The sequence below is a fragment of the Streptomyces sp. NPDC086519 genome, assembly GCF_040686075.1.
GTDB classification, from domain to species: domain Bacteria; phylum Actinomycetota; class Actinomycetes; order Streptomycetales; family Streptomycetaceae; genus Streptomyces; species Streptomyces shenzhenensis.
The window spans coordinates 40,352-61,378 of sequence record NZ_JBFBJL010000012.1 but is presented as its reverse complement, the minus strand read 5'-3'; the positions used below and the strand labels follow the sequence as shown (position 1 = coordinate 61,378).

The following is a 21,027-nucleotide window of genomic DNA, read 5'->3' as shown; positions in this document are numbered from 1 at the left end:
AGCGGCGCTGCGGGACCCCGCGCGGTAGGGCCGGGTGGCCGTGGGGCAGCATCTGCTCAGTCGCCGCCTGCCCTGTGAGGATTCATCATGCGTTCTGCCGATCGTGCCGTGCCGCCTGTCCTGCTCGCCTGTCTGCTGCTGTCGGGCTGTTCCTCGCTCGGAACCTCGACGTCCACCACGACCCGCAGTCCGGCGGCGGGGGCGCCGCGATCGGCGGCGCCCACCTCCGGGAAGGCGATCGCGGTGGGCGCGGGTCCGCAGCGGCACTACGTGGTCCAGCAGCAGCCGGCCGCGGGCAGCTGCCACTACCGCTACGAGCACGGGGAGCCGCTGGAGGACCCCGCCTGCACGCCGGGCGCGATATCGCCCGCGGTGACGCAGGCGAACCTGAAGTCGACGATATGCCGCAAGGGCGGCTACACCTCCGGCGTGCGTCCCTCCGCGTACGTGACGGGCAAGGAGAAGAAGCTCGACGCCGCCTCGTACGGCTACACCGGCTCCATGGCGGACGCCGAGTACGACCACCTGATAAGCCTTCAGCTGGGCGGTGACCCCAACGACCCGCGCAACCTGTGGGTGGAGCCCGCCGACCCGGGCCACAAGAAGGGGGCCGGGGTGAACAACAAGAAGGACCCGGTGGAGACGAAGCTGCACACCGCGGTCTGCGCCGGCAAGGTCACTCTCGCCGCCGCACAGCAGGCCATCGTCACCGACTGGACCACCGCCCTCACCCGCCTCGGCCTCGACTGACCGCCGGTGTACGGACGCCGGGGCTGTACCGCCTCCGCCGGATCGCCGACGGAGGCGGTACAGCCGACGGGCAGGGACTGTGCGGGGCAGGGACTGTGCGGGGCAGTGCCTGCGGCCGACGGTCGTCCCGGCCGTCTCGCGGCGGGGCGGCGAGGTCACCGGCCGGTTGTCGCCGCCCTGTCCTCGCCGCCCGGTCCACGTCGCCGATGCCGGCAAGGGACATACCCGCTGTCTGCCGGAGCGCGCGGCTCCAGGTGTTCCAGGTGTCAGGACGGCGGCTGGAGAACCGCGTCGATGACGTAGATGGTGGCGTTCGCGGCCTCGATGTTGCCGCAGACGATGTTCGCCTTGCCGTTGACCTTGAAGTCGGTGCCCGAGCCCGACGTGGTCAGTTTGCTGCCTTCCAGCGTCGTGAAGGAGCCGTGGGAGAGCTCGTTCGGAGTGATCCGCTGGTCCACGACGTGGTAGGTCAGCAGCTTCTTCAACTGCCCCTGGTTGGCGAGGAGAGAGGACAACTGCGACGCGGTCATCGTCTGGAACGCCTTGTCGTCGGGGGCGAAGACGGTGATGTCGGGCTTCCCGTCGAGGGTGCCGTCCAGGTTCGCCCTGACCGCGCTGGAGACCAGGTTGCTGAGTTGGGGATACGCGGCCGCGGCCTCCACGACCTTGTCCCTGATCGTGCTGGCCTTCTGGGCGAGCCCCGCACAGCCGGGACCGAAGGTGCCCGACGGACTGGGAGAGGCTTCCTGCGCTTGGCTCTGCGGCGCCGTACCACCCAGCGCCAGGGGGATGGCGACCAGGGCTGCCGCCGTGGTCTTTGCTGTGCGCGTGCGCATGCGAGTGAAGTTCATCGCAACCTTCCTCCCGTGGAGGTATGAACACTGCGGGGGTCTGGACTGCGGAATTCTTCGTTTCCGGGACAGGGATGGGGCGGCTGCAGCGCCATGGCCTCGGGGCATCGTCACCCGGCCACCCAGCGAGCGTATCCAGTGGCAGCCGATGACCGCATCTCGAAGCCCGGACGCGGCGGACGCCGGCTGCCGGGTGGCGGCCGGAGCTGCCATGTGCTGCTGCCGCCCACTCGGCGGTGCCCCGCGGGCGGACCACCCTGCCGCGGCGACGCCGACGCGCCCGCACGCCCCGCTGTCCGCCCCTCCGCCGGCTCGCGCGGCGCCCCCGCGCTCGGTTCGTCTTTCTCCGACGACCCCGAAACCCGCCCCGAAAGTGTAGCGATCATGACAATTTCGGGTAGGTATGCCGACATGCCTCCACGCCGATTACGCCGATCACGTTCGGGAAGTCATCGATCACGTCCGGGCGCCGAACGCCTCACCGAACGCCTCGCCGAACGCCTCGCCGCGCTGGTCGCCGTCGCGGCGCTGGTCCTGGTGGGCTGTGACAGCGGCGGCAACCCGCACCCGGCCGACGGCCGACAGCAGCTGACCGTGGCGGCGCTGCCGCTCACCGACTCCGCCGCCCTCTATCTCGCCCGGGACCGCGGGCTGTTCGCCAAAGAGGGCCTGGACGTGCGCATCCCGCCCGTGCAGCAGAGCATCCAGGCGCTGCCCGCGCTGCTCAAGGGCCAGGTGGACGTCATCGCGAGCGCGAACTACGTCACCTACCTCCAGGCGTACGAGAAGGGCACCCTGGACCTGCGCATTCTCGCCGAGGGCGTGCGGATCGCCCCGCACATGATGGATGTCCTCGTGCCCAAGGACTCCGCCCTGAAGTCGCCCGCCGACCTCGCCGGCAAGAAGGTCGCTGTCGCCGTCCTGAACAACATCCAGTCCCTGACCCTGAACGCGATCCTCGACGCCCGGCACGCCGGCCGGCCCGTCTACCGGCAGATCCTGTTTCCGCAGATGGGCGCCGCCCTGCAGCGGAGCCAGGTGGACGCCGTCCACGCGGTCGAGCCCTTCGACACGGCCATCCAGGGCGAACTGGGCGCGAGGGTGCTGCTCGACGGCGGTTCCGGACCCGCCAAGGGCCTGCCCGCCAGCGGGTACGTCACCACGGCCGCCTTCGTGAAGAAGAACCCGAAGGCGGCGGCGGGCTTCCGGCGTGCCGTCGAGGCGGCGTCCAAGCTGGCCGCCGGGAACCCGGCGGCCGTACGCACCGAACTGCCCAAGTACGCCAAGGTGACGGCGGACCAGGCCGCGTCGATCCACCTGCCGGCCTATCCGCCGACCGCCGATCCGGCCGCCCTGCGCCGGCTCGTCCGGCTCATGCGCACCCAGGGACTGCTGACGAAGGACATCGACCCCGCACCCCTGCTGGTGAGATGACCCGGCGTCAGGAGCTGCTGCTGGGGCTGCTCGGCGCTGCGGCGGCCTTCGGGATCTGTGAGGCGGTGGCCCGGGCCGGGGTCGTCCGGCGCAGCTATCTGCCGCCCGCGTCCGAAGTCGTCGTGCGCGCCGTGCGGTTGGCGGGTGACCCGGCCTTCCTCGACGGGATCGGGATGACCCTGCGGGCGTGGGCGCTCGGCCTCGGGCTCGCCTGCGCGCTCGCCGTGCCGCTGGGGCTGCTGCTGGGCACGGTGCCGGGGGTGGAGGCCGCCGTACGGGCCGTGATCGAGTTCCTGCGGCCCCTGCCGTCCGTCGCGCTGATCCCGCTGGTGTCCCTGCTGCTCGGGTCCGGCACCCGGACGGAGGTGACCCTTATCGCGTACGCCTCGCTGTGGCCGGTGCTGTTCAACACCGTCTACGGCCTCGGCGAGACCGACCCGCTGGCCAGGGACACCCTGCGCGCCTTCGGGTTCGGCCGGCTCACGGTGCTGCTGCGGGTGGACCTTCCGGCCACCGCCCCGTTCATCGCCGCCGGCGTGCGGATCTCGGCCGCGGTCGCCCTGATCCTCGCCGTCGCGACGGAGATCCTCGCCGGCTTCGGCCAGGGCCTTGGCATCTTCATCGCCCAGGCCCAGTTCGAGACGGACGGCACGCGGGACGTGCTGGCCGGGGTGGTGTGGGCGGGCGGCCTCGGACTGGTGATCAACGCCGTACTGGTCGGCGCCGAGCGCCGGTTGTTCGCCTGGGCCCAGGAACCCCGCCCGCAGGCAGGGAAGTCGGAGCGGAGCCGCCCATGACACAGCCGCAGCCGCAGCCGCAGCCGCAGCCGCAGCCGGAGCCGGACCCGGAGCCGGACCCGGCCCCCGAGTCGCACCCGCACCCGGAGCCGGAGCCGGACCCGGAGCCGCACCCAGCCCCCGAGTCGCACCCGCACCCGCGCCCCGGCGTACGTCCCGGAGCCGCCCCCGCCCCGCCCCGCACCGCCGCCGCACCCTTCCTGCTGCGCTGGTCGGTGTTCCTCGGCGCCATCCTCTGCTGGGAGTGGGCGGCCCGCGCACGGCACAGCGTGTACTTCCCGCCGCCGCTGCGGATCGCCCGGCACGCCCGCGACCTCTGGTTCTCCGGCCCTGCCACCCGTCTGTTCCTCACCTCGGACGCCGTCGGCACCATCCTGCCGAGTCTCGGCCGGATGGCGGCCGGGTTCACGCTCGCCGCCGTCGCCGGGATCGCCCTCGGTATCGCGGTGGGCCGCTCACGCCGGGTGTACGCGCTGTGCAACCCGGTGCTCCAGTTCGCGCGGGCCGTGCCGCCGCCCGCGCTGGTGCCGGTGTTCGTCGTCGTCTTCGACGTCGGTACGCCCATGCAGGTGGCGTCGATCGTGTTCGGCGCCGTATGGCCGGTGCTGGTCAACTCGGCCGAGGGCGCCCGTGCCACCGACCCGCTCCGGCTCCAGGTGGCGGCCGTGCTGCGGCTTACGGCACCCGAGCGGCTGTGGTTCCTGATCCTGCCCTCGGCGCTGCCGCGGATCTTCGCGGGGCTGAGGCTCAGCCTGTCGCTGTGCCTGATCCTGATGGTGTTCTCGGAACTGCTGCCGGGCAGTGCCGACGGCATCGGGTTCACGCTCACCGACGCCCAGACGCGCTCCGACCTGCTCACGGTGTGGTCGGCGCTGCTGCTGCTCGGCGTACTCGGCTGTCTCCTCAACACCGGCCTGCTGGCGGTCGAGAAACGGCTCCTCGGTCCGGGACCACCCGAGCCGTCGTCCTCGGCACCGACCGCGGCACCGTCCACAGGGAGGACAGCATGACGACGGCCATGACGGTACGCGAGGCGGTCGTACGGTTCCTGCGCGACACCGGCATGACCACGGTCTTCGGCAATCCGGGCTCCACGGAACTGCGGATGTTCCGTGACTGGCCGGACGACTTCACCTATGTGCTGGGTCTACAGGAGTCCGTCGTCGTCGGCATGGCGGCCGGATACGCGCTCGGCACCCGGCGGGCCGCGTTCGTCTGCCTGCACTCGGCCGGCGGCGTGGGGCACGCGCTCGGCGCGGTGTTCAACGCCTTCCGCGACCGGGTGCCGTTGGTGATCGTGGCGGGTCAGCAGGCGCGCTCGCTGATCCAGCTGCGGCCGTTCCTGGGCGCCGACGAACCGGCCCTGTTCCCGCGCCCGTACGTGAAGTCCGCGCGCCAGCCGGAGCGGGCCGAGGACGTGCCGGCCGTGCTCGCCGAGGCGTACCGGCTGGCGATGGCGCCGCCCCGCGGACCGGCGTTCGTGTCGGTACCCGAGGACGACTGGGACCGGCCCGCCGAGCCCGTCGCGCCGCGCACGCTGCACTCGGAGTTCACGGCCGCCCCGGCGGCTCTGGCCGCGCTCGCGGCCCGGCTGGAGACCTGCGCACGCCCGGCGCTCGTCGTCGGCCCGGGCGTGGCCGACGAGGACGCCCAGGAACCGGTCCGCGTGCTGGCCGAGCGGATCCGGGCCGCGGTGTGGATCAGCCCGCTCTCCGGCCGTTCCGGCTTCCCCGAGTCGCACCCCCTCTTCCAGGGCTTCCTGCCACCGGTCGCCCGCCAACTCGCCACGCGCCTCGCCCCGTACGACCTGGTCGTCGCCCTCGGCGCACCGCTGTTCACCTACCACGTGGCGGACGGCGGCCCGCCGCTCGCGCCCGGCACCGAGCTGTTCCACCTGGACTGCGACCCCGCCCAGGCCGCCTGGCTGCCCACCGGCACCAGCATCGTCACCACCCTGCGGCCCGCGCTGGCGCAGCTCACCGAACTACTCCCGGACCCCGACCGTGCCCCACCCGTACCCCCACCCCCACCCGTACCCCCACCCGTACCTCCATCCCCACCCGTACCCCCACCCCCACCCCGTCCGGCACCGCCCCCGGCCCGCACCACGGGACACATCACTGCGGACCTGCTCTTCGACCTCCTGCACACCCGGCTGCCACGTGACCGCGTCCTCGTCGAGGAGGCACCGAGCCACCGCGACACGCTGCACGCGCGCGTGCCCATCACATCGAGCGGCGGCTTCCTCACGACGGGCAGCGGGGCGCTCGGCTGGGGCCTGCCCCTCGCGGTGGGCCGGGCCCTCGCCGACCGGCGCCGGGTGGTGTGCGTGGTCGGGGACGGCTCGGCGCTGTACGCGGTGCAGGCCCTGTGGACCGCGGCCCGCCATACGGCACCGGTCACCTACGTCCTGCTGGACAACGGCGGTTACGCGGCCGTCCGCGCGCTGGGCCGCCGCATCGGCGTCGCGCCCGTCCCCGGCACGGACATCGCGGGCATCGACTTCACGGCCCTCGCCGAATCCCTCGGCTGCCCCGCGGCACGCGCCGAGCACCCCGAGGAACTGCCGGCCGCCCTGGACCACGCCCTGGACCGCGGCGACGACGCCGGCCCCTTCCTCCTGCACATCGCCGTGACCGACGGCACGGACACCCTCTACGACCCCTGGGCCCGGTGAGGAGATGCTGCGCCTCGACTCCGTCAGCCGGCACTTCGGCGACCAGCACATCCTGGACGACATCACCCTGACCGTGCCCGACGGCCAGCTCCTCAGCGTGGTCGGTCCCTCCGGGTGCGGCAAGTCCACACTGCTGCGCACCATCGCCGGCCTGCTGCCCGCACAGCAGGGCACCGTCACGGTCGACGGCGCACCGGTGACCGGCGTCCCGGAGCGGCTCGCGGTCGTCTTCCAGGAGTACGGCCGCTCCCTCCTGCCCTGGCTCACTGTCCGCGACAACGTGGCCCTTCCGCTGCGCCGCCGTGGCCTGCCCCGCGCCGCCCGCCGCGCCGAGGCCGAGACGATCCTCGAACGGGTCGGCCTGCCCGGCGTCGCCCGCCGCCACCCCCGGGAACTGTCCGGCGGCATGCAGCAACGCGTCGCCATCGCCCGCGCCCTGGTCTGCCGGCCCTCCCTCCTCCTCATGGACGAGCCCTTCGGCTCCCTGGACGCGGGCACCCGCGAGGACCTCGAGGACCTCCTTCTCGAAGTCCACCGCACCGACGACACGACCATCGTCTTCGTCACCCACGACATCGACGAGAGCGTGTACGTCGGCGACCGCGTCGTAGCCCTCTCCCCAGGCCCCGGCTCCCACATCATCCGCGACCTCCCGGTCCCCCTGCCCCGCGACCGCGACCAGCTCACCACCCGCAGCTCCCCCGCTTTCGTGTCACTGCGCACGGAGGTGGGCCGCGCGGTGAGAGGCGCGCGGCGGGCAGGACCGCATGCGCCAGGGTGAAGTGCCGCGGGTCGGCGGGCACGAGGGTGTGGCGGCCTCGCTCATCGGCGGCCTGCTTCGGCGTGCACCGGGCGGGCGAAGAGGAACCGCTTCAGGCGGGAGGCCGGGCGAGCGCAGACGCACTTCGATGCGGCACGAGCCTCAGGTGTGCCGCCGTGTGAAAGCGGACGGCGATGCGCTCAGCCCGCCACTGCGTGACCCGCCAGGTACTCTGTCAGCACCCATGAGGGTGCGCCAGCGCAGATGTCGCCCGCAAAGTCGAGCAGGCCAGTCATCCAGCCTCGAAGTCGAGACTGCCGGTCAGCGACCATGGTCGTCACCTCTTCCTGTGGAGAAACAGACGTGTTGTCTGAGGTCGACCAGGGACGGTGACGTACAACGAACGCAAGCGTGCCAAGCAGCGCGGAACCCAGCAGTGCCGGGCTCAGCGCATCGCCGGTGTCAAGCATGCCACTGGACCGGAGGCCATCGCGACGGATCGGGGAAACCGCCGCGACGCGAGTCGCTGTGGGCGCACATCCCGTGGACGACGGCGATTTCGCAGGGCTCGGTCTCCTGCTCGCGGACGCCACCTTCGTCGGTAGCGGCACGCCGCGAACCCAGCACGTCACCTCCAATATCGCCATCGAGGTCGAGGAACAGACCGGCACGGCGGTCGCGCGTTCCTACGTCACCGTGCTCCAGGCGCTGCCCGACCTGCCGCTGAAGCCCGTCGCCGCCGGTCGGTACCGCGACCGCTTCGAGCGCCGCGGCGGGCAGTGGCGTTTCATCGAGCGACACGTCGACATCCGCCTCGTCGGCGATGTGAGTCGCCACCTGCGGCAGGCCGCCGCATGGCGATAGGTCCTCTCCGAAGCACCGGGCTGGACGAGGCGGAAACGGAGACGGGCTATGGCTGGGGGGAACGGACCGACTGCGACACGTCCCACAGTCGCTCCACCTGTTCGCGGAAAGTCTCGAACCAGGGGGCGTCTGCCAGGGTGAGCGCGAAGATGGGCCGTGACTCGCCGGACACGTCGAAGGAGTAGAGCTGCACGCACAGCAGGGCACTGGCCTTGTCCACGTCGAGGTAGTTCATGCCGAACTTGAGCGCGGTGCTCGTGAGACGTACCTCCAGCCGTCCCCCGGTCTCAGCGCGTAGGCGTTCGAGCAGGCGCAGCGACTGGCGGATCTCGTCCCGTATCTCGTCGGCGTGGGGCCGTGTCGGGCGGTTCTGAGTGGTCACCGCGGCGTCGTCCGCGTCCGGATCGGTGAGCAGGATTCTGATACGGCCTCCCGAGGACAAGGTGCTCTCGAGCTCCCGGTAGGAGGTCTCGAGTGTCCGGCTCAGACTGACCCCGGCGAGGTAGATGTCCGTGGATCCGTTGCGTCGTTCCTTGAGTTCCTCAGGGAAGTCGGACAGGAAGCGGACGCCGCCGCCGGTTCCCGAGCGGGCCAGATCCTCGACCATGGTGCGGGTGGTCAGCGCGCTGAAGGCCAGGACGGCGAGGACCGCGAGGACAGCGGCCATGATTTTCCCCGTCGGAGCCACATCGATGACTGCGAGGACGCTGGTGCCGAGGGCAACGGCGATGGTGGCGTACACGTCGAGATTGCGCCGACCTCGCAGGTCGTGCCACACCCTTCTCCAGACCGACATGCCGCCCCCCCGTCGAGTGAAACCTTGCTGGTTTCAGCGATCACGGGCAAGAGTCTGGGGTTGCCGGTCGGCGCGTCGCAAGATCCTGGTGAAGGACCTGCGCCGGCTCCCGGACATCAGCTTGGGAAGCTGGGATCATGCCGGGCTGGCCCCGCGCCTGTGCGGGCGGCCGCCACGGTGGGGACCGTTCGGCCCATGCCGTGTGCGTCCTCGCAGGGCGATGCTGGACACACGGCCGGTCCCGAGGCCCCTACGGCATCGGGCGCCCGGTGCCGGTGAATCGCGCTCCTCGCGACGGGACACGAGCACATCACGAGGTGCTCGCCCCCTGGCGTCACGTGCTCCGCCGACCCGTTTCCCAGGACCACGCGTGAACGCCGCGGTCCTCGTCCCGAGGAGCCTTGCATGCAAGCCCTGATCGTTCTCGTCGTCGTGGTCGGCCTCCTGGCCGTCGTGGCGCTCGCCCTGGCCGTGAAGGTCGTCAAGCAGTACGAGAAAGGAGTGCTGTTCCGCTTCGGCCGACTCGTCGGAACCCGCTCCCCCGGGCTGCGGTTCATCATCCCGTTCGTCGACGCCCTGCACCGGGTGTCGCTGCGGGTCGTCACCATGCCGATCCAGTCCCAGGGCATCATCACGAAGGACAACGTCAGCGTCGACGTCTCGGCCGTGGCCTACTTCCGCGTGGTCGACGCCGTGAAGTCGGTCATCGCGATCGAGAACGTGAACTCCGCGATCGACCAGATCGCCCAGACCACCCTGCGCAAGGTCGTGGGCCAGCACACCCTGGACGAGACCCTGTCCGAGACCGACCGCATCAACCTGGACATCCGCCAGATCCTCGACATAACCACCGCCGAATGGGGCGTGGAGGTCACCCTGGTCGAGCTCAAGGACATCCAGCTGCCCGACTCCATGAAGCGCGCGATGGCCCGGCAGGCCGAGGCCGAGCGGGAGAAGCGCTCCAAGATCATCAACGCCGAGGGAGAGTCCCTGGCCGCCGCCGCCCTGGGTGACGCCTCCGACACGATGATGGCCCACCCGCTCGCCCTGCAACTGCGCAACCTGCAGAGCCTGGTCGAGATCGGCGTCGACAAGAACACCACCGTCGTCTTCCCGGCACCGCTGATGAGCACCATCGGAGAACTCGGCTCCTTCCTCACCCGCGAAGCGACCGCGGCGGCCGCCACAGTGCCGCCGGCTCCCGCCGCGGTGCCGCCGGCTCCCGCCGCGGTGCCGCCGTCCCCCGCCCCCGTACCGGACCTCGGTCCGACCGAATCCGGCCGTGTGCCGGCACCGAGTGGGGCGACCGGGACCAGGTGAGGTCCCTGAAGCCGCTGAGGCCCATGAGGCCTCGGTGGCCACGAGCCCGCAGTGACCCATGGCGTGACTCACGGCGTGACCCATGGCGTGACTCACGGCGCGTGTCCGCCTGCCGGGTCACCGCAGGGTCGGCGGGTCGTCGGCCGGTGTGGCGCGGGGCGCGGCGGTGCTGAAGCGGCCGGCACGGCGCCGCAGGTGACGCCGGTCGGCGTAGTGCCGGGGAACCGGAGGCGCCACCGCCACGGCCCCGTAGAACAGCCGCTTGCCGATTTCGATGAGGACCAGGTAGGCGAGGACCATGCCGACCAGCGCCGCGAAGAACGCCCCGGGAAGCGGCTGGAAGCCCAGGGCGTGGGCGAGCGGGGTGGCCGGCAGCACCGTGCCGACCAGGACGACGCCGAGTGCGGCGAGAGTCAGCGGCAGGCTGGGGTGGCTGCGGAAGAACGGGACGCGCCGGGTACGGATCGCGAAGATCACCAGGGTCTGGGTGGCCAGCGACTCGACGAACCAGCCGGAGCGGAACTGGGCCGGCCCGGAGTGGAAGACCCAGAGCATGACGCCGAAGGTGACGAAGTCGAACACCGAGCTGAGCGGCCCGAAGGAGATCATGAACCGGCGGATGAAGGCGATGTCCCAGTGCGAGGGCTTCCGCAGCTGTTCCTCGTCCACGTTGTCGGTGGGGATGGCGAGCTGACCGCTGTCGTAGAGAAGGTTGTTCAGCAGGATCTGTGAGGGGAGCATCGGCAGGAAGGACAGGAACAGCGAGGCGCCCGCGGCGGAGGCCATGTTGCCGAAGTTGCTGGACGTGCCCATCAGTACGTACTTGATGGTGTTGGCGAAGATCCTGCGGCCCTCGGCCACACCGTCCGCGAGGACGTTGAGGTCCTTCTCCAGCAGGATGACGTCGGCCGAGTCCTTGGCGACGTCGGTGGCCGAGTCGACGGAGATGCCCACGTCGGCGGCGTGCAGGGCCAGTGCGTCGTTGACTCCGTCGCCCAGGAACGCCACGCCGCCGCGGCTGAGCCGCTGGGCGTGCACGATGCGGGCCTTGGCCTCGGGACTCACCCGTGCGAAGACGGTGGTCCTGGTGATCGCTTCGGCCAGCTGCGCGTCGTCCAGGGCGTCGACCTCGCTGCCGGTCATCGCGCCCGCGTCGGGGAGCCCCAGGTCGTGGCAGACCTTGGCGGCGACCGCGGCGTTGTCGCCGGTGACGACCTTCACCGCGATTCCGAGGCCGGAGAGTCTGCGCAGCGCCGTGGCGGCGTCCGGCTTGGGCGGGTCGAGGAACACCAGCAGTCCGGCCAGGCTCAGTTCCCGCTCGCTGTCGGGTTCGACGGTCCGCTTTCCGGGGTCGACGGGCCGGGTGGCGACGGCGACCACCCGGTTCCCCGCGGCGAACTCCGCCGCCAGCGCCGCACGGGCTTCGGGCGGGACCTCGACGCAGCGGTCCAGGACGGTCTCCGGAGCACCCTTGGTGACCAGGCTCGAACGCCCGTCCCGGTCCCGTACGAGGACCGAGACCATGCGCCGTTCGTGGTCGAAGGGCAGCATCGCGACCTGTGTGTACCCGTCCAGCGCGGCCCGCTCGCCCGCGGCGGCCGGAGACCGCCACAGGGCCTGGTCCAACGGGTTCCCGCCGACGTCCTGCGCGTCCCGCGCCGCGTTCTCGGTACTGAGCAGTCCCCACCGCACCACCGCCTCGACGCCGTGGCCGTCGGTGGGGACGGCGCGCATGTACTCGATGCGGCCCATGGTGAGCGTGCCGGTCTTGTCGGTGAACAGGACATCGACATCGCCCAGGTCCTCGATGCAGACCAGCCGCTTCACCAGCACCTTGCGCCGGCTCATCCGGCGCGACCCGGCGGCCAGGCTGGTCGAGACGACCGCGGGCAGCAGCTGCGGGGTGATACCGACCGCGATGGCGAGCGAGAACAGCAGCGCGTCGATGACCGGCTTGTGCAGGACGACGTTGATCACGAAGATCGAGGTGGTGAGCGCGCCCGCGACGTAGACCAACAGCAGCGAGAAGCGCCGCAGGCCGACCTGGAACTCGGTGTCGAGCGGGTGGGTGTCGAGCCCGGCGGCGATCTTCCCGAACTCGGTGCGAGCCCCGGTGGCCACGACCACCCCGCGGGCGGAACCGGTCCGGACGACCGTGCCCATGAGCGCGCACCCGGACAACTCGGCCAACGGGGTCCCGGCCGCGACCGCGGCGAGGTTCTTGTCCACCGGCAGCGACTCGCCGGTCAGCACCGACTCGTCGCACGCCAGACCGGTGACCCGCAGCAGCCGCAGGTCCGCCGGGACGATGTCGCCCAGACGCAGTTCCACCACGTCACCGGGGACCAGTGCCGTGACATCCACCAGGGTCGGCCGGCCGTCGCGCAGCACCACCGTCTGGTGGCGGATCTGGGAGTGCAACGCCTCGGCCGCCTGCTCGGCCCGGTACTCGTTGACGAAGCCCAGCCCGACGGACGCGCTCACGATCACCCCGATGATCACCGCGTCGCTGCGCTCGCCCACCAGGAAAGACGCGACCGCGGCCGCCAACAGCAGTCCGAGCAGAGGAGAGCGCAGCTGGTGCCAGAGCACAGGGAACACCCGGGCATGGTGTGTGGCGACCGCGTTGGGGCCGAACCGCGCCTGCCGTCGTACGACATCCTCGCCGCTGAGGCCCTCGGCGGCGTCGACACCGAGGTCACGGAGGACATCGTCCGCCGACAGGGCCGCCGCCGACATCACCCCGTGCGTGAGCACGGCTTCCTGCGCCGGAGCGGAGACGCTCACCGGACCCCGCCTTCCGGGCAGGACGAGTCCTGCCGCACATCCTGGTACCGGCCGTTCCCACGATCCCGGCACTGCTGCCCAGCCATACGCACCGCCGCCCTGAGGTCGTCACGCCCGGTGAGGACGCGGGGCGACAAGACCCGGCGCGCTCCAGGACTCCAGCTTCGCACGCCCTCCGCGGCGCCCGACGGCCGGTACGTGGCACACCCGCCGGGCGTCACCGAGGAACCCGCCCTCATCCCGGCACACCGACGGCCTGGTGCGCTTGTCCGGCCGCGAGGGGCGGCTCCCGGAAGTGGCGGCTCCGCGAGTGGCGGCTCCGGGAACGGGCGTGCGGCTACGGCACGGAAGCCGTCCAGGAGCAGCGCGAGATGGCGGCGCCGCGGTCTGCGCCGCAGTCTGGGGGCGTGGTCGCGGAGCTGCTGCGCGGCCGGGGAGGGCATGCCGCGGGTGACCGCTTCGTCGTGGCCGCGGTCTGCGGCCCGGCCTCCGCGGTCGGGTTTTCCCGGTCTCGGGTGTGCCGAATCCGTTCTGGCCGGCTGGCCGCCCGGGACAGGGCGAAGCCGGCAAATCGGCGCCCGTGGTACGAGGAGTAGCGTTGATAGGCGGGGCGAGTCCCGTGATCGCACCGATTCCCGAAGACGGGTGATCCTCATGACCGGCTCCGAAGCGCGGCCTGTTTCCCGGCATCTGCCCAGCGGCGTTCACGAGGCCGTGCGGCCGGGGTGTGCGGTGCTCCGGCTGGAGACCACGGAGTCACGCGAAGGCGTCCTCGACGGTGCGTGGTGGCCGCGGTCGCGCGACATCGGTGCCGAGCTGCCCGCGCTGCTGAGCGCCCTCACCGGTCATCTCGGCCCCGTCACGCGGGTCGGGCTGGACACCACGGCCTGGGAAGGGCTTCCGACGCGGATCGTCGTCGACGACCGGGTGGTGCGCGTCGACTCCTTTCCGCTGGGCGACGACACCGTCCTGATCACCCGAGGTGACCACGACATCTTCTCGCTGCTGGTGGTTCCGCCGGACACAGCACCCGAGGCCGCCCGCGTCGCGATGGCCCAGGCCGTCCGGGCCGACAACGTCACCCAGGCGAATCAGATACTCATCGACACCGGAAGCGCGCAGATGCCGCCGGAGTGAGATACGTCCCAGGACGCTCGCCCCGTCACCCGGAGCCCGTTCGGATCGGGCCTCTCACCTGAGTCCGGACCCTCCTTCTGACTCCCACGTGTCTTGTCCGTCGAGGCCGCTCTCGGCGAGTGCCAGCAGCCGCGGAGCCGACAGAGGGTTCCCGGGGGCGGCGGCAGCGGTCAGCAGCCGGGTGGCCGCTCCGGCCGGCTCGTCCGGGGGGATCACCAGCAGTTCCCAGCGTCCCACGGTGCCGCAGTCCACGGTGATGGCATGCGCCTCGGCGGCGAGGTCGGTCAGGACCACCTCGATCACATGGCCGGGCGCCATCACCTTCTGCGGGGCATCGGGCCAGGCGGCGGTCTCCACGGTCACGCGGGTGACCGTGCCGATGCTCGGATCCAAGGAGCCGACCAGCGCGGGCAGCTCCAGTTCCAGTGCGTCGCAGCGCGGCCACCATGCGCCGTCCAGCGGGCCGTGGCTGACGTCCGGCGTGAGGCTCAGCCGGGGCAAGGGCATTCGGTAGGAGTGTCCGTCACCTGGCGCCGTACCTTCGGTGGGCTTTGTGATGCCGTTCATCGTGCGATCCCATTCCGGGCGGGTTCCGGCTGCCCGTGTCTGTCACTCGCCGGGAACGGCGCCGCCGTGGTCGTGCGCCCGAAAGTTCTCGGTACTTGTCAGGCTACTCCCGGCCGTGGCGGCCGGCGTGGGGCGCAGTCCTCGCGTGGAGAGGCAGACAGCCCTCGCGTCGGGACACGCCCGTACGGCGGACGACGGTGAGCTTCCCCCGCTGCGCGGGAGGTACTGACTAGCTGGTCAGGCCGGTTTGACGTGGTTTCAGGTTCACTGATTCGGTCGCTGCCCGGGCGCGCAGTGCGGGTAACTGTCTTCCAGCCGAGACGACGCCCCGCCTCCCTGGCGGCATGCCGGACGTCCTTGAGTACGCCGAGCTCCGCAAGATCGTCGCCGCGCAGGATCAACTGCCTGTAGTAGCCCGCCCTGATACTCGGGCCTGAGCGCGGCCGCATCAGCGATTCGAGCCGCTCGACAAGCTTCTCGTACCGGCGCCGGGCCAGCTCGTCCTCGACGGGCGCCATCCGCGCGCACGGCCCGTGTGCCATATATGTGCCGCAAGCGCAGGAGCCCTCCCGTCCGCTGGACGGAAGGGCTCCTGACCTGGTGTTTCTCTGTGCCCCCGGCAGAATTCGAACCTGCGACACCCGCTTTAGGTGTTCGTTCCCGCGCCTGCGTGGCTGCGGTCCAACCTGTGCGCGGGTGCCTTTACCGGGCGCTGCCGTATGCCGCCGTCCGGGCTCGTTGATGTCAGCGTTGGATGTGAGCGGAACAGCCGCGGCTGCTGGGTGACGGCCCCTCCAAGCAGTTGACGGCCCCGAGACGGCCCCAGCGCAGCATCAAGCCCCCCACTGACGGAGAACCCGTTGGTGGGGGGCTTGATCAGTGCGTGATACCTCTGTCTACCGCACGTCCACGTAGTCCCCGGCGGTCTTGACCGTCGCGGTCGTGCTGGTGCCGGAGAAGTAGTAGCGCCAGTAGCCGTCGCCGGCGGCTGTCGTGGTGGTCTTCAGGTTGCCGGTGCTGTTGGTGTACACGGTCTTGACCGTCGTGTACGTGCCTGTTCCCGCTTTGCGGAACTGCAGCTTGACCGGCTGATTGGTGTAGGCACGGTAGTCGTGGGTTTCCCAGTTGGCACGGGTCAGTTTGCCGGTGACGGTGATGGTCTTGCCCTTGGCGACCGGCTCCGGTGAAGCGTCGACGCTGAGCTTCGAGTAGCGCTGGATGTTCGTGTACTTGTAGGTATCGAGGGAGATGCCGCCGTTGCCCTTGTCGTAGGCGTCGACGCCGACCCTCCACTGCCCGGCCCAGGAGTTCTTCCGCAGGTCGCGGGGATCGAGGGTGAAGGGGACGACGCAGGTCTTCGTCGTGGCGTCGACGGCTGTGCACGTGGGACGGCCGAACGGCACCGTCATGTCCGTGTCTTCTTCCTTGGGGCCGCCGTGCCACACGAATACGCGGGCCGTTTCGATGCCGTCCGGATCGGTGGCGGTCACCGAAGCCGAGAAGGTGACCTTGTTGGAGGTGCCGACCACGATGGGCTTGCCGCCGTTGACCGTGACGCCGGTGATCGTTGTGTCGCCGCCCCATGACTCGTCGGCCTGAGCCGTTGGAGCGCTTGCGACGGCGAGTGCCAGGGCGCCGGACAGAGCGGCGCCTATGGCGATTGAGCGCATGTGGTCCCCAGGAAAATCAGGCCTGCCGGTCGAGCCCCCCGCCGCAGGCACCACGATAGATAGCGGGAGCGTACTTTGTTCACGCCGACATGGCTGACCCTCGCCCTGGGCATCCTGTGCGAGGCATACGGCATGGGCATCCCCACCGCCGTCCTGCCGTACCTGAACTCGGCCCAGGCCGCCCACCTCGCGTACCGGCGGAGTCTGGGTCAACTTCGCAAGATGGGCGTCCTGCTCGGGTGTGGTCCGGGTATCGGTTCCGCACGGTACGTTCGGCGACGGCGAGTCCGAAGGCTCGGCCCAACTCCCGTGTCGGCATGGCTCGGTAGGAGAGTTCCGGACTCTGACCCTCGTCGGTGAGGGCCAAGTGGCCGCCGGGACCGGTTGCCAGGGCCTGGCAGTACTTCAGCCCCTGCCGGTGTTCGGCCAGTCCTCTGCCACGTCCCTGCCGGGCGAGTGTGGTCGCCCGCGCGAAGACGCCGAGCAATGCCCAGGGCGTGGCGACGAGGTCCTGCCGGTCGGCACCTCGTAACGGGCCGAGTGCGGGTTTGCGGGAGCTCGGTTCCTTCTCGTCCTTCTTCTTTCGCGCGCGCTGGTGGTCGACAACGGCGGCCGCCTTGTCCGTATCCGTGACCAGAGTGGCGGCCGAGCCGATGTGGACGGGCATCTTGGCACATGGCTCCGCACCATACGAACGCGGATATGGGCGCACGCACGTGCGCACAGGCGCTCGAAAAACCGCCTTGAAGCGGGCACGCTCATGGTGCGCCTGGCACGTGCTGAAGTTCCGCCGGCTGCGGTCAGGGGCTGTCCTCGCCGCCCTCGGTGCCGCCGTTGGCCAGCCACTGCGCGTAGGCGATCGCTGCGAGGCGGGCCGAAGCGGCGTTGTCACGTGCGGTGGCGGTCGTCACTGCGGCGGTGCCGGCAGTTGCAGTGAGGCCCGATGCCGGTGTGTACATCGCCTCGTTGAAGACCGAGCCGCTGGGGGCCGAGGCCACGGCGAATACAGGGTGTGCCGTGCTGCCGGAGAAGGACGTCGAGATGTAGTCGCCGACCATGGTGCCCTGCGTGGTGCTCGCCAGCCAGGAGTGGGTCATTGGACCGGCCAGCTGGGTCGGCGCCGTCCAGGTGCTGCCACCGTTCGTCGACGAGACGTATCCGACGTCCAACTGGCACGAGGACGCGGTGCAGTTGGCCACGGGGTGGTAGTAGTACGTCAGCGCCAGGTGCGCGGTGCTGCCGGAGGTCGACGGGTCGACCGCGAGGCCGGGGATGAAGTGGTCGACGGTGCTGGTGGTCGCGTCGATCGGAATGCGGGTCACCGACGACCAGGTGGTGCCGTTGGCGGTCGTCGCCATGACGATGTCGTTGGAGGTGCAGGAACCCCCGCTCGCTCGGAAGCGGCAGTCCTGCCAGACGACGTACACCTTCCCGGCGGAGTCGATCTCGGCGGAGGGCAGCGGGCCACTGCGCAGGCTGCCGCCCACGGTGAACGTGCTGACGGTGGCCACGGTGGTGGCGTTGGTCCAGGAGCTCCCGCCGTTGGTGGAGGTGAAAGCGCGGATCGCTGTCTCCGAGGCGTTGGCGATCGGGACCACGACGGTGCCGTTGGGCTGTACGACGGGCTGGCCGCCGAGCCCGGTGGCGTTGTTGCCGGTGTTCTTCGAGGCTCCCCAGGTGAGCCCGCCGTCGGAGGAGGTGGTCATCTTGATGCGGTCGCCGTCGCCGTTGTTGTCGTACTCGGTGTAGCAGTTGCCGTAGAACGCGCTCGTGGCGGTGTTGTCGCAGACGATCCAGTTCTTGTCCAGACTCGAACCGGTCGCGGTGACCACGGGGTTGCTCCAGGTCAGGCCGCCGTCGGTAGAGCGGCTGGTGTACACCTCGGGCACGGTGACGGACGAGGTGATGGGGATGGAGGAGATCAGCCAGACGTTGTGCTTCGCGTCGTAGGTCACCGACGCGTCGCTGACCCTCTGGAAGGTGCCGCCCGCCTGGGTGGTGATCCCCGGCAGGAACCCCTTGGTCCAGGTCACGCCGCCGTCCTTGGAGGTCGCGAAGCCGACGTTCGAGCCGCCGCCGTCCGTGAACCGGCCGACCTGGAAGGCGGAGACGATCGTGGAACCGTACGAGAAGGTGTCCGGCTCGACCTCGGTTGCGTGCTGGCTCGTGGAGTTGGTGTAGGGATCGGCGCTGATCTGGGTGAGAGCAGGGGCGGCAGAAGCAGTGGTCGTCGTCAGGACCAGCGCGCCGGCCGCGAGGGCCGCCGTCACCAGGCCGGGTCTCGCGAGGCGGCGGAGCAGTGACGCCAGGGACATGATCCGTTCCCTTTCCGAGAAGGAGCACGTCCGGCATCGGTGCGTCACGGAACGGGGACGGGAGCATGCCTCGTACACGTCCGCGCCATGGGGGCGGGCGGAGCCCGGCCGGACCGAACATCGTGCAGGACGTGCATCAGGACGCCGACACTTTTGCCGTGCCTACATGGTCATGTCAATACGTTCTGACCCGACACCACCCGAAACACGTGGAATTGACGCCCCCTTGACTCTCGGGCCACCTTTTCCGCCGCACCAGATCCTGAGGGCAGCCACCAGAGGCGCGGGCAGCTTCCCGCGCCCCGCGCCTACGGCGTTCCACCTGACACCCGAGCAACCCTGACGCGGTCGGTCGATGCGAGCTGGGGCATGCGGAGGGCATGCGGCTCTTGATCGCCGGCTGCGGGAGAGCACAGGCGCAAGCGGCCGCGGTCGCCGAACCGCACACCGGCTCCCGCCAGGGCGGACAAGTTTTCGGCAAGGGCGCCGCCCGCCTGGGCAACCGCCCAGGGTCAGGACACGACGGAGCGTTGGGGCACGGTACCCGCCTCGGTCGGCGTGGAGCGGGTGGTGTACTGCGGTACGGGGGCGTCGTCGCGGCCGGTGTCGCGCACGAGTCCGTACCGTTCGCGGTCGGCGGAGTGCGGGGCCGGGGGACTGGCGATGTCGTCGGTTGTCTGCTGCCAGGAGGAGGGCAGGACGTCGAGGTTGTAGTCGGCCTGGGTTTCGTTGAGGTGGAGTGTGACGCTGCCGTCGAGGTAGTAGTACTCGTTCTGCCACATCTGCTGGGCTCCCGGCGGGAGGGTGATCAGTCCTTGCTGCCGGTTGCCCATCCAGGTGCCGCCGGCGGTCGCGCCCGGCTGGCGGTCGTCCATGCGGTGGCCACCGCCCGAGGCCACGTGGAACAGCCTTCCTCGCAGTCCGGTCCACGAGGGCATGGTCAGCAGCCCGGGGCGCAGCCCGTACATCAGGTCCCAGTGGACGGTGAAGTAGCCCTTCCCGCGCAGTACCACCGTGTCCCCGCGGTGGACGAGCTGGTAGCCGTCCAGGTGTCTCTTGAGCCCCGTCATCGTCACCGCGGTCTGCGGGCGGTGGGGCAATGCGGCGGGCGGCCGGTCCGGTGGCGGCGCGCTGTCCACGGTGTCGACCACGGACCCGTACCGGGGCAGGGGCCGGGGCCGGGGCGAGGGATGCGAGACGGCCGAGCCCTGTACCGGTGCCGGCCTCGACGGTGATGCGGATGCGGTGGGTGAGGCCGCGGATGCCGGGCCGGAAGCCGTCGGGGCGGTGGCCGGACGCGCCGACGGGCTGGACCATGGGGCCGCGTACACGAGCACGCCACCGCCCACGGCGAGCAGCGCACTCGCCGCCACCACGGCCTTCGCGGTGAGGCTCGTCCCTGCGGTCCCTGCGGTCCCTGCCGTCGTGGAACTCCCGCTGCCTGAAGTGGCCGTGGTGCCGGCATGGCCGGCCGCCGCCGCGTGCGTTCCCGCGGACAGCCACGGGCGCCAGGCCAGCAGTGCCGCCGGCACGGGCAGGAGGGCCAGGGGCGCCAGCAGTCCTTCCGGGGCCAGCATGCCTTCCTCGTGGCGCACGCACCGCGGGCACTGCCGCACATGGCGGCCGAGGCGTTTGCGCCACAGGCCGCTGGGAGCCCCGTTCCAGTCCAGGGTGAGCCGGGTCAGTTCCCCGCATGCGGGCCCGGCCGCGAGGGCTCGGACGATGACGCGGGAGGTGTGCAGGCGTTCCTTCATGCGTTGCACCCGCACAGCCGCTTGATGGCCGGTCATGTTCAGAGCGGAGGCGAGCTCGGCCCGGGCGAGCCGGCCGGCCGTCTCCAGCCACCACAGCGACAGCAGCTCCCGGTCGTCCTCGTCGAGCCAACGGGTCGCGCGCACGGACTCCTCGCGCTGCCCGGACAGCCGCAGGTCGAGGATGACCCCCTCGGCGAAGTCGGCGGCCGGGTCGGGCCGGTGCTCAGCCGCGTCGAACGCCGCTCCCGTCGTCTCCCTCCTGCCGCGCCTGCGGATGTGGTCGCGGACCTCGTTCACGGTGATGGTGATCACCCAGGACCGGAACGCCTCCGGGCGCTCCAGTCCCCCGATGCCGCGCAGGATGCGCATCATCGTCTCCTGGACGATGTCGTCGACGTCGTCGCGGTACGGGTGTGCACGCGCCGCGACGCTGTAGACCAGCGGAAGCGTCCGGGAGCTGAGCTCTTCCAGGGCGCCGCGATCGCCGGCCCGAGCCGCGGCTATCACGTCGGCCGCGGGCGCGGCATGCCTTGGCATCGGGTCTCCCT

17 protein-coding genes and 1 pseudogene are annotated in these 21,027 nt (G+C 70.9%); 10 read left to right on the top strand and 8 right to left on the bottom strand.

Annotated elements, in window-relative coordinates; genetic code table 11:
- Positions 1 to 87: 87 nt before the first annotated feature.
- On the top strand, positions 88 to 750 hold the full coding sequence (locus AB0P24_RS13895) for a hypothetical protein (protein WP_365793519.1): 663 nt from the start codon (positions 88 to 90) through the stop codon (positions 748 to 750).
- 266 nt (positions 751 to 1,016) lie between these two features.
- On the opposite strand, the gene AB0P24_RS13890 is transcribed toward AB0P24_RS13895, so the two are convergent.
- Complete coding sequence (locus AB0P24_RS13890; RefSeq protein WP_365793517.1) at positions 1,017 to 1,601, bottom strand: fasciclin domain-containing protein; 585 nt, start codon at positions 1,599 to 1,601, stop codon at positions 1,017 to 1,019.
- A 411-nt stretch (positions 1,602 to 2,012) separates the two neighbouring features.
- Between AB0P24_RS13890 and AB0P24_RS13885 the strand changes: the two genes are divergently transcribed.
- From AB0P24_RS13885 to AB0P24_RS13865, 5 genes are read left to right on the top strand one after another with little or no spacing between them, the layout of a single operon-like run.
- On the top strand, positions 2,013 to 3,035 hold the full coding sequence (locus tag AB0P24_RS13885; RefSeq protein ID WP_365793516.1) for an ABC transporter substrate-binding protein: 1,023 nt from the start codon (positions 2,013 to 2,015) through the stop codon (positions 3,033 to 3,035).
- Positions 3,032 to 3,832 carry an ABC transporter permease subunit gene (locus AB0P24_RS13880; RefSeq protein ID WP_365793514.1) on the top strand — a complete coding sequence of 267 codons (801 nt, stop codon included), beginning with the start codon at positions 3,032 to 3,034 and terminating at the stop codon, positions 3,830 to 3,832. The genes AB0P24_RS13885 and AB0P24_RS13880 overlap by 4 nt, the downstream gene beginning before the upstream one ends.
- Positions 3,829 to 4,842, top strand: coding sequence for an ABC transporter permease subunit (locus AB0P24_RS13875; RefSeq protein WP_365793512.1), 1,014 nt, complete (start codon positions 3,829 to 3,831; stop codon positions 4,840 to 4,842). Before AB0P24_RS13880 ends, AB0P24_RS13875 begins: the two co-directional genes overlap by 4 nt.
- Positions 4,839 to 6,509 (top strand): benzoylformate decarboxylase, encoded by a 1,671-nt coding sequence (gene mdlC, locus AB0P24_RS13870; RefSeq protein ID WP_365793510.1) that lies wholly within the window; start codon positions 4,839 to 4,841, stop codon positions 6,507 to 6,509. Before AB0P24_RS13875 ends, mdlC begins: the two co-directional genes overlap by 4 nt.
- A gap of 4 nt (positions 6,510 to 6,513) precedes the next feature.
- Positions 6,514 to 7,290, top strand: coding sequence for an ABC transporter ATP-binding protein (locus AB0P24_RS13865; protein ID WP_365793508.1), 777 nt, complete (start codon positions 6,514 to 6,516; stop codon positions 7,288 to 7,290).
- 179 nt (positions 7,291 to 7,469) lie between these two features.
- Here the strand turns inward: AB0P24_RS13865 and AB0P24_RS13860 are convergent, their stop codons facing one another.
- Positions 7,470 to 7,739 carry a hypothetical protein gene (locus AB0P24_RS13860; protein ID WP_365793506.1) on the bottom strand — a complete coding sequence of 90 codons (270 nt, stop codon included), beginning with the start codon at positions 7,737 to 7,739 and terminating at the stop codon, positions 7,470 to 7,472.
- Between the two features lie 73 nt (positions 7,740 to 7,812).
- Here AB0P24_RS13860 and AB0P24_RS13855 point away from each other — a divergent pair, with 73 nt between their 5' ends.
- A complete protein-coding gene (locus AB0P24_RS13855; RefSeq protein WP_365793504.1) occupies positions 7,813 to 8,133 on the top strand; it encodes a nuclear transport factor 2 family protein in 321 nt (106 codons plus the stop codon).
- 46 nt (positions 8,134 to 8,179) lie between these two features.
- Here AB0P24_RS13855 and AB0P24_RS13850 read toward each other — a convergent pair whose 3' ends face one another.
- Positions 8,180 to 8,929, bottom strand: a complete 750-nt coding sequence (locus AB0P24_RS13850) for a hypothetical protein (protein WP_365793502.1) — start codon at positions 8,927 to 8,929, stop codon at positions 8,180 to 8,182.
- A 405-nt stretch (positions 8,930 to 9,334) separates the two neighbouring features.
- On the opposite strand from AB0P24_RS13850, the gene AB0P24_RS13845 reads away from it, so the two are divergent.
- Entirely contained in the window at positions 9,335 to 10,249 is a 915-nt protein-coding gene (locus AB0P24_RS13845) for a slipin family protein (RefSeq protein WP_365793500.1), read from the top strand.
- 117 nt (positions 10,250 to 10,366) lie between these two features.
- Here the strand turns inward: AB0P24_RS13845 and mgtA are convergent, their stop codons facing one another.
- Positions 10,367 to 13,036 (bottom strand): magnesium-translocating P-type ATPase, encoded by a 2,670-nt coding sequence (mgtA, locus tag AB0P24_RS13840; protein WP_365793498.1) that lies wholly within the window; start codon positions 13,034 to 13,036, stop codon positions 10,367 to 10,369.
- A 654-nt stretch (positions 13,037 to 13,690) separates the two neighbouring features.
- Here mgtA and AB0P24_RS13835 point away from each other — a divergent pair.
- Positions 13,691 to 14,173, top strand: coding sequence for a DUF5994 family protein (locus AB0P24_RS13835; RefSeq protein WP_365793496.1), 483 nt, complete (start codon positions 13,691 to 13,693; stop codon positions 14,171 to 14,173).
- Between the two features lie 54 nt (positions 14,174 to 14,227).
- On the opposite strand, the gene AB0P24_RS13830 is transcribed toward AB0P24_RS13835, so the two are convergent.
- Positions 14,228 to 14,680 carry a DUF5994 family protein gene (locus AB0P24_RS13830; RefSeq protein WP_365793494.1) on the bottom strand — a complete coding sequence of 151 codons (453 nt, stop codon included), beginning with the start codon at positions 14,678 to 14,680 and terminating at the stop codon, positions 14,228 to 14,230.
- Between the two features lie 956 nt (positions 14,681 to 15,636).
- Entirely contained in the window at positions 15,637 to 16,410 is a 774-nt protein-coding gene (locus AB0P24_RS13825; protein WP_365793492.1) for a calcium-binding protein, read from the bottom strand.
- 96 nt (positions 16,411 to 16,506) lie between these two features.
- Here AB0P24_RS13825 and AB0P24_RS13820 point away from each other — a divergent pair.
- A pseudogene (locus AB0P24_RS13820) lies at positions 16,507 to 16,650 on the top strand (flavoprotein); the annotation flags it as partial.
- Positions 16,651 to 17,210: 560 nt separating this feature from the next.
- On the opposite strand, the gene AB0P24_RS13815 reads toward AB0P24_RS13820, so the two are convergent.
- Positions 17,211 to 18,725, bottom strand: coding sequence for a sialidase family protein (locus AB0P24_RS13815; protein ID WP_365793490.1), 1,515 nt, complete (start codon positions 18,723 to 18,725; stop codon positions 17,211 to 17,213).
- Positions 18,726 to 19,237: 512 nt separating this feature from the next.
- Positions 19,238 to 21,016: a sigma-70 family RNA polymerase sigma factor gene (locus AB0P24_RS13810; protein ID WP_365793488.1), complete on the bottom strand. Its 1,779-nt coding sequence runs from the start codon at positions 21,014 to 21,016 to the stop codon at positions 19,238 to 19,240.
- Positions 21,017 to 21,027 lie beyond the last annotated feature (11 nt).